Here is a 14,044-nt window from a genome sequence, read left to right as displayed (position 1 = left end):
ATACATAGCGCCCCGTAGCCTTATCTGACGGCCGTCCTACTATACCAGGGAATTAGGTAACTCTATTTCAGTTCAGTCCATTTTCATTCATGCCGGGGAGAAGACATAGTCCGGGCGTGCCGGACTGTTGAGTTGGTGGCCAAATGGGGTGGCTCACTCATCGTGAACCATATGCCGGGGAGCATTCTTCGGACTACGGCACAGTGCGGAGGGGGAGGGATTCGAACCCCCGGTACCTTGCGGCACGCTGGTTTTCAAGACCAGTGCATTCAACCACTCTGCCACCCCTCCGGGGTTCAATTTTTCCGCCTGTAGGCAAACCGTATCCGGCAAAAGCGGAGAGGGTGGGATTCGAACCCACGATGAGCTGTTAACCCATACTCCCTTAGCAGGGGAGCGCCTTCAGCCACTCGGCCACCTCTCCCAAGGACCATCAAGAGGACACGTTTAACGCATATGCATTCAAAGCGTTTTACTGGTCGGGTTCCGTGCGAAATCCATTGAAAAAACCTCGCCACTCATTACACGCAGCGCCTCTAGGGCACTTAAATCAGTAAATCAGACTATTCCCGTGAGCGCAATGCAGTTTACACTCTAAGATGATCTGATTGAATGGTTGGAATCAGGTAGATTGCGGTCAACCGTCGAAATACTAACTGCCAGCAATCAGCCCTCCTCTAGCGCGTTCGCGCCGCTGATGATCTCTAGGATCTCCGTCGTGATTGCACTCTGACGGGCGCGGTTATATTGGAGGCGTAATGAGCGCAGGAGTTCCGTAGCGTTTGCTGTAGCATTATCCATCGCAACCATACGCGCCCCATGCTCAGCAGCGGCGGATTCCAGTAAAGCACGCCAGATCTCAAAATTCACGAATCGTGGAACGAGGGAATTTAAAATATTTGCAGAGTCTGGATCGAAGATGTAATCCGCTCGGTAGCGATCCTGAATCTCCGGGGTCGCTAAATCTTCCTGCAGCATCACCGGTGTCCGAAACTGCTCCGGAGGTACTGGAATTAGCGGAGCAGCAATCCGATTTTGGGCAATGGTGTTTTTGAATTCGTTGTAGACGATCCTGACTTCATCCCAGTCTCCTTCCAGAAAGCCCTCCATCGCTAAGCTTCCAATGTTGAGGGCAGTATCGAACGTTAACTCTCTGAATACATCGCTGAGGTCTGCCGCCATCTTATATCCGCGCTTACGGAAATGCTCGGCTCCTTTACGTCCTGCCCCAACAATCTGTAATGTCCCGTTTGTATAGAGTTCGGAATAATCTGAGTGAATTAGTGATTCAGCAGTTTTGATCACATTGCTGTTGAAGGCACCCGCCAGTCCGCGATCTCCTGTAACGACTATAATCAGTGCCCCCTTCACTTCTTCACGTTCCCGAAGCAGTGGATGTGACTCTACTGCGCCCTGACGTTTGAGGTGCTCAATGATTTCGCCAATCTTATAAGCGTAGGGTCTCGTCTTGAAAATACTTTCCTGAGCGCGGCGCAGTTTTGCTGCCGCAACCATCTTCATGGCCCGTGTTACCTGTTGCGTATTCTGGACAGAGCCGATACGCGTCCGGATATCACGCAGGGTTGCCATCAAGCTTTTGCAGCGTAAAGTTCAACAAGTCGTTTTGCCTCTTGGCGGAACGCCTCTTTGGCTTCATCGGTCAACGCGCCGGTGTCCCGAATGCTGGCAAGGGCATCCGCGGCACGAACTCTAAGGTTTTCAAGGAGCTCTACCTCGAACTGATCAATGTCAGACACAGCCACTGTATCGAGGAGGCCTTCACTGCCAATAAAGATTACGGCAACCTGCTCTTCGACAGGTACAGGTGCGAATTGTCCCTGTTTGAGTAATTCCACAAGGCACTCACCGCGTCGCAGTTGTCGCTGTGTCGCAGGATCAAGATCGGATCCGAATTTTGAGAATGCTTCCAATTCCCGGTATTGGGCCAGATCCAACCGCAGCATCCCTGCAGCAGATTTCATTGCTTTGATCTGTGCACTGCCACCGACACGGCTCACAGAAATCCCCACGTTAATCGCCGGGCGGATGCCCGCATTGAACAGGTCGGGTTCCAGGTAAATCTGCCCGTCCGTAATGGAAATTACATTGGTCGGGATGTATGCATCGACGGCTCCAGCCTGCGTTTCGATGACAGGCAGCGCCGTCAGAGACCCCCCTCCTTGGACCTTGTCCTTTAGCGAATCAGGCAGATCGTTCATTTGTGATGCGATCTCCTGACTTGCTGTGATCTTGGCTGCACGCTCTAGAAGGCGGCTGTGGAGGTAGAATACATCTCCCGGGTAGGCCTCACGCCCAGGCGGACGCCGCAGCAAAAGAGAAACCTGCCGGTACGCCACGGCCTGCTTGGACAAATCATCATAAATGACCAGCGCGTGGCGCCCCGTGTCCCGAAAATATTCACCGATGCAGGCACCAGCAAACGGTGCAATAAACTGGAGTGGAGCGGCAACCGAAGCCGGTGCATTCACGATCACCGTGTATTCCATTGCGTCATTTTCCTCCAGCGCGCGGGCAACCTGTGCAACTGTAGAAGCTTTTTGCCCAATCGCAACATAGATGCAGTAGACCGGTGCGTCGGTCTCATGGGTGGAACGCTGACTGATGATCGTATCAATCAACACAGCAGTTTTGCCCGTTTGCCGGTCACCGATCACCAATTCCCGCTGTCCACGGCCGATCGGGATCATGGAGTCAATCGCCTTGATTCCGGTTATGAGGGGTTCGGATACGGGTTGGCGATAAATGACGCCGGGTGCTTTGCGTTCAAGGGGCATTTCCCAGGTATCGCCGGTGAGCGCACCCTTTCCATCGAGCACGTTTCCAAGTGGATCGATGACCCGTCCCAACATGCTTTCTCTCATCTGGATGGACGCGATCCGGCGGGTTCGACGCGCCTGATCGCCCTCTTTGACTTCCTGCACCTCTCCAAAGAGAACCGCCCCTACACTGTCCTCTTCCAGGTTCAGGATCATGCCGGTCACATCGCGTTCAGGGAACACAATCAATTCTCCAGCCTGTACCTGTGACAGACCGTAGATCCGGGCGATGCCGTCTCCTACCTGTAGGACAGTGCCCACTTCATATATATCCGTAGTAGACTCAAAGCCACCGAGCTCCTGCCGGAGGAGTGCTGTGACTTCATCTGGTCGTATAGCTGTTGTCATTTCTTAATTAAAAATTAGGCCTGTACATGCAGGCGCCCCTGGAGCAGCGAGAGTTGATGCTGCACACTCCCGTCATACACCGTATCTCCAATTTCCAACACAATCCCACCCATCAGAGCTGGATCTTCCGTCACCTGAAGCCGCACGGTACGGTTTAGTCGCGTACTCAGAACGCTTTGCAGGCGGGCCTGCTCATCCTCGGACAATTCCGAATAGACACGGGCGTGCACCGGAGTGATTCCCTGCGACTCGTCACTCAGGACCAGAAACCGGTCCAGGATTGTACTGAGCAGCGGTTCTCTGCCTCGCTGAACCAGCATCTGCAGAAAACGCAGTGTCACCGCGTGGACATACTCAGCAAACAGGGTTTGCAGGATAGCAGATTTCTTGTGCCGGGGGATTACAGGGCTTTTCAGGCACCGTTCCAACTCAGAAGAATTGCTCAAAGTCTGGATGAGCAGAGCCACATCATCAGTGACCGAGGAGACTGTTGTAGTCTCGTTGAAGAGCGCCTGTGCGTAGCGCTGGGCAACCACGGAAGAGGTCATGCCTGAAAGGGAGGCTGCTGGTTTTTTTCGGTCGTAGTCAGACCGTCAATAAAATTGTCAACGAGCGCACGCTGGCGTGAGGTATCCAGGTTCTCCTGGAGCACCTTTCCAGCGGCAAGGATGGCCAAGTCAGCAACTTCACTTCGAAGCTCCTGCAGAGCGCGTTCCTTGTCCCGTTCAATCTCTTCTTGGGCCTGTTCACGCGAGGCGGCAATCTCTTCGCGGGTACGCTGCACCTCCTGATCCCGAATTCGCTGAGCCTCTTCGCGTGCTTCACGAAGCAGTCGCTGTGCGTCCCGTTCTGCCTCGCGTCGAGCCTGTTGGTTGGTTTCCTGTAAGCGCTTGCTTTCTGCAAGAGCTTCCTCGGCCCGGTTTATAGAAGCTGCAATAGTTTCCTCACGCTCAGACAAAGCCGTGGTGATCGGCCCCCATGCATACCGCTTAAGTAGGAGCAAAAGGGCCAGAAATACCACTGTCAGCCAGACGACCAGACCGACATTCGCACTCAGTAGATTTGCGGCGAGCGCCATGATAAACGTCTACTTAAAGGCAAGGATAAAGGAGATGACTAATCCGAACAGCGCAACCCCTTCAATAAGGGCGGCCGCGATAATCATGCTGGTTCGGATGTCGTTGGTTGCCTCGGGCTGACGGGCAGTGCCCTCCATAGCTGGTCCGGCTAGTCGACCAATGCCGAGTCCGGTTCCAATAGCAACGAGGCCGGCGCCGAGACCGGCACCGAGGTATGCAAGAGCAAGATCAAGTGATTCCATGAATAGAAAATAGTTAAAGAGTCGTGTATACGCTTAATGAGCCTCACTGTGCGAATGTTCGGCAATTGCCATCCCAATGAACAGTGCGGACAGGATAGTGAAGATATAGGCTTGAATAAATGCAATGAGTATTTCAAGACACATCACAAATAAGGTGAAGCCTAGGCTGACTGGTACGACACCGTAGCCAACGGCCTCCCCAAATAGATTAGTGAACGTAAAAATCATACCAATGAGGCTGAGAATTACCAGGTGGCCGGCGGTGAGATTCGCAAAAAGCCGAATCGCAAGTGCAACCGGTTTGGTGAAAAGCCCCATGATTTCGGTTGGGATCAAAAGAAGTTTGACTGGAACTGGCATTCCCGGAGGCCAAAATACATGCCGCCAATGATCTCTGGATCCGTTGACCTGCGTCAATATGAATGTAAACGCGGCCAGAACTGCTGTAATGTTCAGGTTGGAGGTCGCGGTTGCACCAAACGGCACGAGCCCCAACAGGTTACAGGTCAGGATAAAGAAAAACGCTGTCAATAGATACGGTAAAAAGCGCTGGTGATGCTCCTTGCCGAGGTTGGGGATCGCGATGTCGTCCCGAACAAAAATGACCAGGGTTTCAAACAGGTTGTGTACGAGCCCTTGGGGAGCACTGGTGCGCCCTATGCCTCGTTTATACCGGTTTGCCAACTGCACAAAGATGGCCAGTAAAATCCCTGATGCGAGTAGGGCAAATACCAGATGCTTGGTCACCGATAAATCGAGGACTATCGTATTCCCCTCGACAGGGCTAAGTTTGGCGTCCAGATGTTTCCCCTCAGCGATCAATACCTGGAGGCTGTCCTGCCCTGACATGGTCTTGGTACCCTCCTCCGTCTCAATCTTGGCCTCCAATTCGCCGGAGCGAAGAGCACTTTTTGTTGTTCGGTATACACGTACGTAGTAGCCGGTCGACTCACTGCGGAGGATCAAAATCCGAGGTAATTCCACCTTACCAATGGGCAGGAAGTCAAGGTAATATGCGTCTGCAGTATGGTGAACCGGATCAAATTCCCCGTCCTCGGCAGCCGAGGCAGTCAAGGGTATCCAAAGTACGCTCAAGCACAATAAGTAAGTCAAAAGGCGTACTGGACGCATCAGGCTTTTTTTCGAATCAACCAGGTAACCTCAGCGAAAAGCCCGATCAGAGCGATCAGCAAAAAGGTGCCCGTAAACACGGGAAGTACAACAGGAAACAATTGAATAACGATGATTAAAACAGTAAGGGCTGCGAACATACGCAGCACCATTCCACCAATCACAATGGGTACAAACCTTGATGTATTCTGAGCAATTCGAATCACCAGCACGTTGGCACCTGCGTAACATAGCCCCAGCAATACCCCAGCCACCATGCTGCTCCATTCCGAACTCATCTCTCTTAAACTAGGGTTTACGAAATTAGTGCGAACAAGATCAGAAAATGGAGATGAATTTTTCGTGAAGATCGTAATCCTCTATTCACGATGATTCGCGATACGGATCAACCGCACAAACACACAAACCATCCCGATGACAGAACACACCAGGATAAGCCATGGGGTGGTTCCGAGAAGTCGGTCCAAGAGATAGCCGCCGACTGCAAATACAGCCATGGTCATGCCCAACTGCATGCCGAGGCTGAGGTAGGGTGAGGCGTCACGCAAGCCGCTCTGCCAACTGCTCATCTGCCCCATTGGATGTTGCCACGAACTTGGATGAAATCGCCTCGGACTTGTGTCCCATCTGACATTCACCGTTAAAGATGGCTCCCTCTTCAACAACCAGTCGTTCCGCATAGATGGTTCCCTTGACTCTCGCAGTGTCGGTCAACAGCACCTTCTTCGTAGCAACAAGGTCTCCCACTGTTGAACCGGATACATTGATGTTCTCCGCGTGGATAGATCCGTCCACAATCCCGTTTTCAGTGATAACGACTGTTCCCTCAATCTGCATACTTCCCTCAAGCCTGCCTGCAAGCCGCGTATCAGAGGTGGATTCCAAGGAGCCTTTGATGTCGGTCCCACCTGAAATGATATTTAAATTTGCAGCACTTATGGACTCTTTTAATCCTGAGGGAAGGGGGTTTTTCTTTTGCAACATGAATCACTGGCTTGGATTCACGCAAATATACGGAAAAATAGGGAACTATGTACATGATTGTACCATTATGGCGAAAATTTTATGCTGTAAAAGGTGGAGTCACGTGGGACAACAACTCGCAAAACGGACATGGAGTTCGTCCAGAACCATGAACATATCGCATCCTTTAAGCCTCGCTGGAGTGAGCATCCTCCTCTACCGAGATAGAACTGCCCAAAAGCGCCTTAATAGCCGATCAGATAGTTGGCAGGGTTTTGTGCCAGACCATTGTTCCACAGTTCAAAGTGAAGGTGGGGCCCCGAAGAATACTCCCCTGAATTTCCGCTGACTGCAATGCTCTCCCGAGCCCGGACCCGGTCTCCGACCTGTTTCAGAAGACGTTGGTTATGCTTATAGACGGAAACGTACCCGCCGGTATGTTGGACGGCAATCGTATGACCTCCCTCATAGGTCCAGTCCGAGAAGATAACGTATCCATCACCGATACAGCGTACCATCGTCCCTTCGCTCGTTGCGATGTCAACCGCATAGTGTCCTTCTTTGGCGTTAAAGCCACGCGTGACTAACCCTTGCACCGGTGGCAGTGCGGGCAATTGTAGGCTTGCCAGATAATTGCTTGAAGATGTAAGAGGAATCTCTCCAGCAGGGTCACCGGCGATGACCGGCATGGCTGGCCACTGATCGCTCCCTGCCAAGATGGAGACTGGGGCTGGAAGCGAGCCGGCTGCGTCCTGAAGCGAAGTGCCGGGCAGGTCTGTCGGTAAAGCGGAATCCGTGAGCAGAGAGTTCGTATCCCCGGACAACAGACGTTGAAGATTGGAAAGATATTGGGTCTGCGCGTTGAGGGAGTCTTCGACTTCCTGCAATCGCAGAGAGATCGAAACAGTGCGTTCATGGAGTTCCTGGATGTTGAGGCCGGGGATCAGTCCACGCCAGAACAAAAAGAGTGCAAATCCCGTCACTGCGGAGGTATAGATAAACAGTGCGACAAGGGATATGGAGCGAAGACGGAACCGTTTTGGACGGAACTCACGATAGGACCTGGCCTGGCCTCTGCGACCTTTCCAGACGATGATGCGTGGTTGTGTGCCGGTTTTCCAGAAGATATCCCGCCAGAAAACCACAAATTCATGCAGGGCGCGTATGATCGAGATGTTCCTGAAGGACTTATTGGAAAATAATTTCATGGATGATACGCTTACCCAATGCCTCATTCAGCCGGTCACGCCACTGTACACGATGCATATGCAGTTCCTGCCGCCATGTGCCTGAGTTTAATTCAACATACATTCTCCCTCGACGCGTCCAGACACGTTCGGTGACCTTGGCAATAACCGGGCCTGCAAGATCATGCCAGACCTTGACGGCCTGTGCTTCGTCGATGTCGTCCCTTATGCCAAGATCGTCAATTGCGACATTGACCAGGTCAGAAAGCGCGAGCGGAGTTTCTTTTTTCTTCGACTCCATGGAGTCCAGGGGTTATGATTCCCTTAGAACATGTCTAACACCGCAGCAAAGTATAGGATGCAGTCTGTAGGCTATCATGGTCGATTTGCTCCCTCCCCGACGGGACATCTGCATGTAGGCAGCGCCTGTACAGCGCTGGTTGCGTGGTGTGCAGCTAGGCATGCAGGGGGTTTGTTCACACTGAGGGTTGAGGATCTGGATGTGCCGAGAACCGTGCCAGGCATGAAGGAGATCCAAATCAATGATCTAAAATGGCTGGGGCTTGACTGGGACGCTGGCCCGGATATTAGAGGGCCACACGAGCCCTACCAGCAGTCGCTGCGCCAGAAATACTATCAGTCTGCATTGGATCGGCTATATCATCAACAGATGCTGTTCCCCTGCAAATTATCCCGAAAGGATGTTCAGAATCTGGCCTCTGCACCCCATGGGCACACCGCAATGTATCCGCGCAGTCTTCGTCCGACTGATGTACGCCCCGGATGGTATGAAGAAGGCGGGAAAGAAGCAACCATCCGATTAAAAGTGCCTGATCAGCGGATTAAGTTTTTCGATCAGGTATGTGGTTTGCAGGAAGAAAACGTAGCCACTACGGTTGGTGATTATGTTCTACGGCGCAGAGACGGAGTCTTTTCTTACCAATTAGCGGTTGTTGTAGATGACCTCCATATGGAGATTACCGAGGTCGTTCGAGGGCAGGATCTTCTGGGATCAACGGCACGACAATTGCTGTTAGTAGATGCACTCGGTGGCGTGCGGCCGTCTTATGCGCACAGTCCACTAGTTCTCAACGCAAAAGGCGAAAAGCTCTCTAAACGGGATGAATCGCTTTCGTTGGCTGCACTTCGAGAATCTGGTGTACCAAGCCGACATCTGGTGGGGTATCTTGCTTGGGCACTTGGGCTCTTGCCCGAGGTGCGCGCACTGTCTCCTATAGAGTTGTTACAGTATTTTGACTGGAGTTGTATGAAGGGGAGGTCACCCTGTGTCCTTCCAGAAAATTTAGCGGAAGTTCTTACTTCAAACGTTACCCTAGGGCGTTGAAGTGCGACCTGATAGTCACGATGGGAAATAAAATTATACTTATATGGGTCTGCTCCCTGATTACGTTGTACGCTACAGCGGCGCAGCCAAGCCCAGACACATTGCGTATCGATCTCAAGATGGTCCTTCAGGAGACGGCAGAGGTCAGCCCGGATATTCGGGCAGCTCTGTCCAATGTCGGCCGGGCCGCTGCACGCTATGAACTGGCACAAAGCAGTCGCATCCTCCCGGATGCCACAGCAGTCAGCGCAGTGGCGGTCGTGCCGGGGATTGAAAACCCAAATGAAGTGCCACTCGAGGAGCTTTATTTGGATCCAGCAGTGCGCAACGACTACGGCAACCTTCGACCCTATGCGCAGGCCGAGGTGTCTCTGGTCCAACCCATTTACACATGGGGGGCGCTGAGAGGGGCGGTAGAGGCTGCGTCTGCGAGTGCAGATCTCGAAGAAGCACGAGCTCAGGAGACGATTTTTGGGGCCTCATTGCGCGCGGCAGAACTCTATTACAATGTTCTGTTGACAAATGAGTTGAAACGACTGGTTGATCGGGCGGGAGATGTGGTCGCCATGGCCATGGAGGAAATCAACCGCTTGCTTGAGGAAGGAAACCCGGAAGTTGATGATGCGGATCGTTATGAAGTGCTGATTACGCAACAGGAATATGAGCGGCGTATCGTAGAGGTGAATCAGGTACGTCAGACCGCCCACGCTGCATTGCGTCGTCAATTGATGGTTGCAGATTCGACGCGCATTGTGCCTGTGCGTGATGCCCTTGAACCACTGACGTTTGTCCTGGAGAGCCTGGATTTTTATCAGCAAAGCGCCCTTCGGTATCGCCCGGAAATTCTCCAGGCAGAAGCGGGACTGGCCGCAACCGATGCATTAGTTCGTGTAGCGAGAGCGGACTATTATCCGCAAGGTGCATTTGGACTGACGCTGAGCGTCAGCGGCGCCTCAAATCGATTCCGGCAACCCAATCCGTATATCAGTGATGGGTTTCGGCGTACAAGCGCACGAACAGGCTTTGGATTGCTCCAGAAATTGAACTTCAAACAGACCCGAGCACGGGTTGCACAAGCGGAGGCACATCACAATTCAGTGCGATATCTGGCCATTGCAGCTGAGCAGGGGGTTCTTGCTGAGCTTGAACAATCATGGCGACATGTGATTATTCAGGAAGCAGCGCTGGCTGCAAAGGATAGCTCTCTTGCAGTCAGTAAAGAATGGCTTCGTGTCGAACAAATCAATTTCGATCTGGATTTGGGAGATACAGAAAATCTGGTGAAAGCAGTACGGACAAATCTGACGTTGGAAGCCGAATACTACGAAGCGGTCAGCCGCTACAATATGGCGATTATGAAGCTTCTGGCAGATGCCGGTCTACTTACACATGAAACAGATTCATTTTTTGAATAACAGTACAATGAAATCAAATTTGCTGTTGGTACTGGGTACCCTATTGCTTTGGGCACCTCTGGTTGTGGCACAGGATGCAGAGACGGAGGTTCGTGCACTCATCACACAGCGTGACCAGGAAATCAAGGCCGCGGTTCGCGGGATGAAGGAAGATCCAGCTCTGCAGGAGGTCGCACGCTCGCTGATCAATGATCAGATTGACTTCGAGGAGATGGGGCGGCTTTCGCTTGGCCGCTACTATGAAGATATTTCCGTGCAGCAGCGCCAGGATTTTGTCGAAGTCTTTGGCGAGATTGTGCGTTCGCAGTCATTGGGCGACCTGTCTGTATATGAAGCCCCGGTCACCATTGGGACCGTGGTGGTCAGGGACAACAAGGCATCCGTGAGCACCGTCGCAGAGATTCGGGGGACTGATGTCGAAGTATCGTATCAGTTGCACCGAAAAGGAGATAAGTGGTGGCTCTATGACATCATCATTGATGGGGTCGGAACGGTCGAGGGTTACTCGGTGTCGTTTCAGACTTATGTGCGCAAGCGCGGCTTTGATGCATTCATGCAGAGTCTGCGAAAAAGACTTGCAACGACAGAGTAGTTAACGCGTGCGACTTGACGTAAGCGTCCTGTTGTCCAACTCTTTTGCCCGCCTTGAAAAGGTCCACTTTGCGAATCTCAGATGCTGAGAGGGTCGCGAGTGCGGTTTGTCGGCAGCGCCCCTTCGCCGTAAGCAGTTCAGTGCCCCAATGACCGCGGGCTTGATCCTCTGTATTCAGGGGCCCCTCTTCCAAAAAAATCGGCGGTTCTAATAGTGCAATTTGGGTGCGTATTTCAAGCGAGTCAGGGATCCGTAGATGGGACATCCATCTCCTTCTTTCGTCCAGCAGAGCCGGGATTCATCAAAAAACCGATCGATATAGCAAGTAGGCGTATCTTATTGCAGATTTAAGCATTCGTTTTTGTGACAACAGAAGGATACGTTCTGCATACCTATGGAAAGGAGGCGTATCTGCGGCATGCAATTGCTTCGGTTACTACACTTCGCCGCTATGATAACGTGCGCCCCATAGCTCTCTATTGTACGGACTCACATATTGACCTTCTTCGGCGTAAGGGCCTGACGGGCCTCTTCGCGCGTGTGAGCAAGCTTCCAGACAAAAGGTGCTCAATCAACGGATTCAAGCATCATCTTCACGAATTCAAGCCTTGGGAGCGCAGTCTGTATGTTGACAGTGATATGATCTGGTGTCGGAATCCTGACCCCCTCTGGACGCAGCTTTCCGTCTATCCCTTCACGGCTACCGGGCTTGAGAGGGCCGATTTTTATTTTGGCGGTCCCAAGAACGCCGGAGTTATCCTGGAATTTTTTCGCGACCGCCGCCGCCGTACCCTGACCCATTTCGGATTGACGCATCTGCCTCGCGTACAGGCGGGCATGATGTATGCGGCTGATCCTGAAGTCACCCGGTCCGTATGCGAACTGGCATCTGACTTTCATTCGCATGCTTCGGAGACGCATTTTCGGACGAGGCTCCTGGAAGGGCGCACGGAAGAGTCCTGTGAATGGAGTCTTGCAATGGCCATGAGTCGTATGGGGCTCCCCGTATATCACTGGTATCAGGGTGCAAACAGCCCCCAGTTGGATTACATTGTAGGCATGACGGAGCATACCGAGAAATTCGACCGGGTTACCTGTGACTATTACACGGATCGCTTTATTTATGAAATTCGGGGGATCAAAAATCCCCGGATCCGCCAGTTCTGTATTCGATTGGCTGCTACGGTGCTTCGAAAACGTGACCGGATGAAGGTCACTCCGTTTGTTTTACATTTTGGCTGGTTTCACGCAAAGCAGCCGTTTTATGATTTTGCAGATTGCGTATGGGCGGAATTGACGGATTCTGCTACGCTCTGAAGATCAGGTTCCACCAGAAGATGATGTACTCCCGGGTATAGGGGAGGCAGAGCACCAGGATCAATCCTGCAAGCACAAGTAAGGGTAATGCGATCACGCCAAACGTTCCGCTATTGACCAACCCACGGCGGGTCAAAGTCGCAAAACTTCGAGCACCGCGAATGATGCAGAAGATACTCAGAAAGGCCCAACTAAAAGCAAGAATTATCGCCAGTATATCATACTGGCTGCGATTAAGCCCCGGGGCGATCATGACCATCGGGAGCATTGCTCCCAGTGGCGTATGGTTCATAGCATTAATGGTGAAAAAATCTTCTACGGCTATCCCATGCAGTCGTCGTGCAATTAACGCAGCAAGTGAGTAGGAAATAAGGTTGGCGATCAGATAGAGGGCAATCACAACGAGAACCAGCAGGTAAAAGTTAGAGGTCAGGTTGGAGACCTGGTCAAGAATATAGGGGCTCATCAATGCAGCGATCGCCTCAACCAAGAGCAGATCACCGAACGCCTCGACCAGGATCAATACCACGGCAGAGAGCAGGATTCCCTGTGTGACGACATAAATCAGCGAGATATCTGGGGGAAGCACACTTTTACGGTAGAGTGCGTCCCGGTTGGCCCATGGATCTGCGGCATACTTATAAACCAAAATGAGAAATCTGTCATACCACAGACCTAACAGCGCGATCAGCAGGCAGGTGGTCCAGCTCAGGATTAGTGGCCAAGGAACTGCTTGGCGAGGTCGATCCCCAAAATCAAATGCAAAGATGTGCTGCGCGTCTGTATAGATGCCCCGCAGCACATCGAATGCGGGTCGTTCTTGTCCTGATGCATCAATCAGGCCCCACTGTGATGCGGTATTGCCGGCATCCTGCCACCGGTAAACGAAAATGACCTCCGCAGTGGTTTCGAGCAGTCGTGGCAGGTGATTTTCCAGGAAGCGTGCTTGCGACTGGGGCGAGTGCACCTGATAAAGCCCAAACTTGTCGGGATCAACTTTCTGTCCTACACTCGAAAAACCAACAGGTGTGGGACGAGACCAATTCTTTATAACAGTAACAGGATCAGGTTCTTTGCGCACATCCAACAGAACCAAGTCGACATCAGAGGAACACTGGTCATCGGCTATAAATGCAGACGTATAGTACAGCGTGAGCTCCGGTGCCCATGCAGCGAGCTCTTCGAAGTACTCACAGGCCTGCGGGCTGCTGGTGTCGCTTTTGGTTGAGACTCCAAAGTGATGTGCGGACCGATACAAGTGGTACGTCTGGCGGGCAAGACTCAACTGGTTCTTCGCATACTCAAGCGTATCAAGGAGTGCGGGTGCGGGAAGGAAACGGATGGGCAGGTCCTGGAACAGTTGTAGTCCGAGGGTATCCGCAACATGGAGCAGATTGCGATCTGTGATCACGGGCAATCGAATGGCCTCCACGCCCGCCTCGTGAATTTTTAGAAAATCCTGGGCGGTAGGAGGTTCAGGTGCGTCCCAGACCACTCCCTTGAGTGGCATCGTCTGGCTGTACGTACGCTGGACACACATACAACCCAAAAACAAGCAAAGGAGAATGTACCCGCGGGGCATCTCACT

16 protein-coding genes and 2 tRNA genes are annotated in these 14,044 nt (G+C 52.3%); 4 read left to right on the top strand and 14 right to left on the bottom strand.

Translation table 11 applies throughout. The features are described from left to right. Window positions 1-206 precede the first annotated feature (206 nt). The 13 genes from F4Y64_01385 to F4Y64_01325 all read right to left on the bottom strand — a co-directional run bounded on the left by F4Y64_01385 (window position 207) and on the right by F4Y64_01325 (window position 8,088). Window positions 207-291: transfer RNA gene (locus F4Y64_01385), tRNA-Ser, on the bottom strand. A 45-nt stretch (window positions 292-336) separates the two neighbouring features. Continuing rightward, window positions 337-424: transfer RNA gene (locus F4Y64_01380), tRNA-Ser, on the bottom strand. 242 nt (window positions 425-666) lie between these two features. Then, entirely contained in the window at window positions 667-1,590 is a 924-nt protein-coding gene (gene atpG / locus F4Y64_01375) for an ATP synthase F1 subunit gamma (protein MXX96252.1), read from the bottom strand. After that, on the bottom strand, window positions 1,590-3,185 hold the full coding sequence (locus F4Y64_01370) for a F0F1 ATP synthase subunit alpha (GenBank protein ID MXX96251.1): 1,596 nt from the start codon (window positions 3,183-3,185) through the stop codon (window positions 1,590-1,592). The genes atpG and F4Y64_01370 overlap by 1 nt, the downstream gene beginning before the upstream one ends. Before the next feature lie 14 nt (window positions 3,186-3,199). Continuing rightward, entirely contained in the window at window positions 3,200-3,733 is a 534-nt protein-coding gene (gene atpH / locus F4Y64_01365) for an ATP synthase F1 subunit delta (protein MXX96250.1), read from the bottom strand. Continuing rightward, window positions 3,730-4,263, bottom strand: a complete 534-nt coding sequence (gene atpF, locus F4Y64_01360; GenBank protein ID MXX96249.1) for a F0F1 ATP synthase subunit B — start codon at window positions 4,261-4,263, stop codon at window positions 3,730-3,732. Before atpF ends, atpH begins: the two co-directional genes overlap by 4 nt. 9 nt (window positions 4,264-4,272) lie before the next feature. Next, a complete protein-coding gene (gene atpE / locus F4Y64_01355) occupies window positions 4,273-4,506 on the bottom strand; it encodes an ATP synthase F0 subunit C (GenBank protein ID MXX96248.1) in 234 nt (77 codons plus the stop codon). A gap of 33 nt (window positions 4,507-4,539) precedes the next feature. Next, window positions 4,540-5,637 carry a F0F1 ATP synthase subunit A gene (gene atpB / locus F4Y64_01350; GenBank protein ID MXX96247.1) on the bottom strand — a complete coding sequence of 366 codons (1,098 nt, stop codon included), beginning with the start codon at window positions 5,635-5,637 and terminating at the stop codon, window positions 4,540-4,542. Next, complete coding sequence (locus F4Y64_01345) at window positions 5,637-5,915, bottom strand: hypothetical protein (protein MXX96246.1); 279 nt, start codon at window positions 5,913-5,915, stop codon at window positions 5,637-5,639. The genes atpB and F4Y64_01345 overlap by 1 nt, the downstream gene beginning before the upstream one ends. An 81-nt stretch (window positions 5,916-5,996) precedes the next feature. Beyond that, window positions 5,997-6,206 carry an AtpZ/AtpI family protein gene (locus F4Y64_01340; GenBank protein ID MXX96245.1) on the bottom strand — a complete coding sequence of 70 codons (210 nt, stop codon included), beginning with the start codon at window positions 6,204-6,206 and terminating at the stop codon, window positions 5,997-5,999. Continuing rightward, window positions 6,178-6,621, bottom strand: a complete 444-nt coding sequence (locus tag F4Y64_01335) for a polymer-forming cytoskeletal protein (GenBank protein ID MXX96244.1) — start codon at window positions 6,619-6,621, stop codon at window positions 6,178-6,180. Before F4Y64_01335 ends, F4Y64_01340 begins: the two co-directional genes overlap by 29 nt. Window positions 6,622-6,845: 224 nt before the next feature. Continuing rightward, window positions 6,846-7,835: a M23 family metallopeptidase gene (locus tag F4Y64_01330; protein ID MXX96243.1), complete on the bottom strand. Its 990-nt coding sequence runs from the start codon at window positions 7,833-7,835 to the stop codon at window positions 6,846-6,848. Beyond that, complete coding sequence (locus F4Y64_01325; protein MXX96242.1) at window positions 7,789-8,088, bottom strand: DUF721 domain-containing protein; 300 nt, start codon at window positions 8,086-8,088, stop codon at window positions 7,789-7,791. The genes F4Y64_01330 and F4Y64_01325 overlap by 47 nt, the downstream gene beginning before the upstream one ends. Before the next feature lie 30 nt (window positions 8,089-8,118). Here F4Y64_01325 and gluQ point away from each other — a divergent pair, with 30 nt between their 5' ends. From gluQ to F4Y64_01305, 4 genes are all read left to right on the top strand, one after another. Beyond that, the gene (gene gluQ, locus F4Y64_01320) at window positions 8,119-9,132 is read left to right on the top strand and encodes a tRNA glutamyl-Q(34) synthetase GluQRS (protein ID MXX96241.1); all 1,014 of its coding nucleotides are present in this window, start codon (window positions 8,119-8,121) and stop codon (window positions 9,130-9,132) included. A 20-nt stretch (window positions 9,133-9,152) separates the two neighbouring features. Continuing rightward, complete coding sequence (locus tag F4Y64_01315) at window positions 9,153-10,547, top strand: TolC family protein (protein ID MXX96240.1); 1,395 nt, start codon at window positions 9,153-9,155, stop codon at window positions 10,545-10,547. Continuing rightward, a complete protein-coding gene (locus F4Y64_01310; GenBank protein MXX96239.1) occupies window positions 10,504-11,139 on the top strand; it encodes an ABC transporter substrate-binding protein in 636 nt (211 codons plus the stop codon). Before F4Y64_01315 ends, F4Y64_01310 begins: the two co-directional genes overlap by 44 nt. Window positions 11,140-11,502: 363 nt before the next feature. Further along, complete coding sequence (locus F4Y64_01305) at window positions 11,503-12,456, top strand: hypothetical protein (protein MXX96238.1); 954 nt, start codon at window positions 11,503-11,505, stop codon at window positions 12,454-12,456. On the opposite strand, the gene F4Y64_01300 is transcribed toward F4Y64_01305, so the two are convergent. Then, window positions 12,446-14,038 carry a hypothetical protein gene (locus tag F4Y64_01300; GenBank protein ID MXX96237.1) on the bottom strand — a complete coding sequence of 531 codons (1,593 nt, stop codon included), beginning with the start codon at window positions 14,036-14,038 and terminating at the stop codon, window positions 12,446-12,448. The genes F4Y64_01305 and F4Y64_01300 overlap by 11 nt on opposite strands. Window positions 14,039-14,044: the final 6 nt, after the last annotated feature.

The organism is Rhodothermaceae bacterium, from assembly GCA_009838195.1.
Taxonomy (GTDB): Bacteria; Bacteroidota; Rhodothermia; order Rhodothermales; family Bin80; genus Bin80.
The sequence above is the reverse complement of the archived record's forward strand: the minus strand, read 5'-3'. Positions and strand labels throughout refer to the sequence as shown.

Bases quoted from the DNA above. Each gene is read 5' to 3' on its own strand.
- F4Y64_01335 (MXX96244.1), bottom strand. From the start codon at position 6,621: ATGTTGCAAAAGAAAAACCCCCTTCCCTCAGGATTAAAAGAGTCCATA.
- F4Y64_01310 (MXX96239.1), top strand. From the start codon at position 10,504: ATGCCGGTCTACTTACACATGAAACAGATTCATTTTTTGAATAACAGT.
- F4Y64_01300 (MXX96237.1), bottom strand. From the start codon at position 14,038: ATGCCCCGCGGGTACATTCTCCTTTGCTTGTTTTTGGGTTGTATGTGT.
- atpF (MXX96249.1), bottom strand. From the start codon at position 4,263: ATGGCGCTCGCCGCAAATCTACTGAGTGCGAATGTCGGTCTGGTCGTC.
- F4Y64_01315 (MXX96240.1), top strand. From the start codon at position 9,153: ATGGGAAATAAAATTATACTTATATGGGTCTGCTCCCTGATTACGTTG.
- atpG (MXX96252.1), bottom strand. From the start codon at position 1,590: ATGGCAACCCTGCGTGATATCCGGACGCGTATCGGCTCTGTCCAGAAT.
- gluQ (MXX96241.1), top strand. From the start codon at position 8,119: ATGTCTAACACCGCAGCAAAGTATAGGATGCAGTCTGTAGGCTATCAT.
- F4Y64_01340 (MXX96245.1), bottom strand. From the start codon at position 6,206: ATGAGCAGTTGGCAGAGCGGCTTGCGTGACGCCTCACCCTACCTCAGC.
- F4Y64_01325 (MXX96242.1), bottom strand. From the start codon at position 8,088: ATGGAGTCGAAGAAAAAAGAAACTCCGCTCGCGCTTTCTGACCTGGTC.
- F4Y64_01330 (MXX96243.1), bottom strand. From the start codon at position 7,835: ATGAGGCATTGGGTAAGCGTATCATCCATGAAATTATTTTCCAATAAG.
- atpH (MXX96250.1), bottom strand. From the start codon at position 3,733: ATGACCTCTTCCGTGGTTGCCCAGCGCTACGCACAGGCGCTCTTCAAC.
- F4Y64_01345 (MXX96246.1), bottom strand. From the start codon at position 5,915: ATGAGTTCGGAATGGAGCAGCATGGTGGCTGGGGTATTGCTGGGGCTA.
- atpE (MXX96248.1), bottom strand. From the start codon at position 4,506: ATGGAATCACTTGATCTTGCTCTTGCATACCTCGGTGCCGGTCTCGGC.
- atpB (MXX96247.1), bottom strand. From the start codon at position 5,637: ATGCGTCCAGTACGCCTTTTGACTTACTTATTGTGCTTGAGCGTACTT.
- F4Y64_01370 (MXX96251.1), bottom strand. From the start codon at position 3,185: ATGACAACAGCTATACGACCAGATGAAGTCACAGCACTCCTCCGGCAG.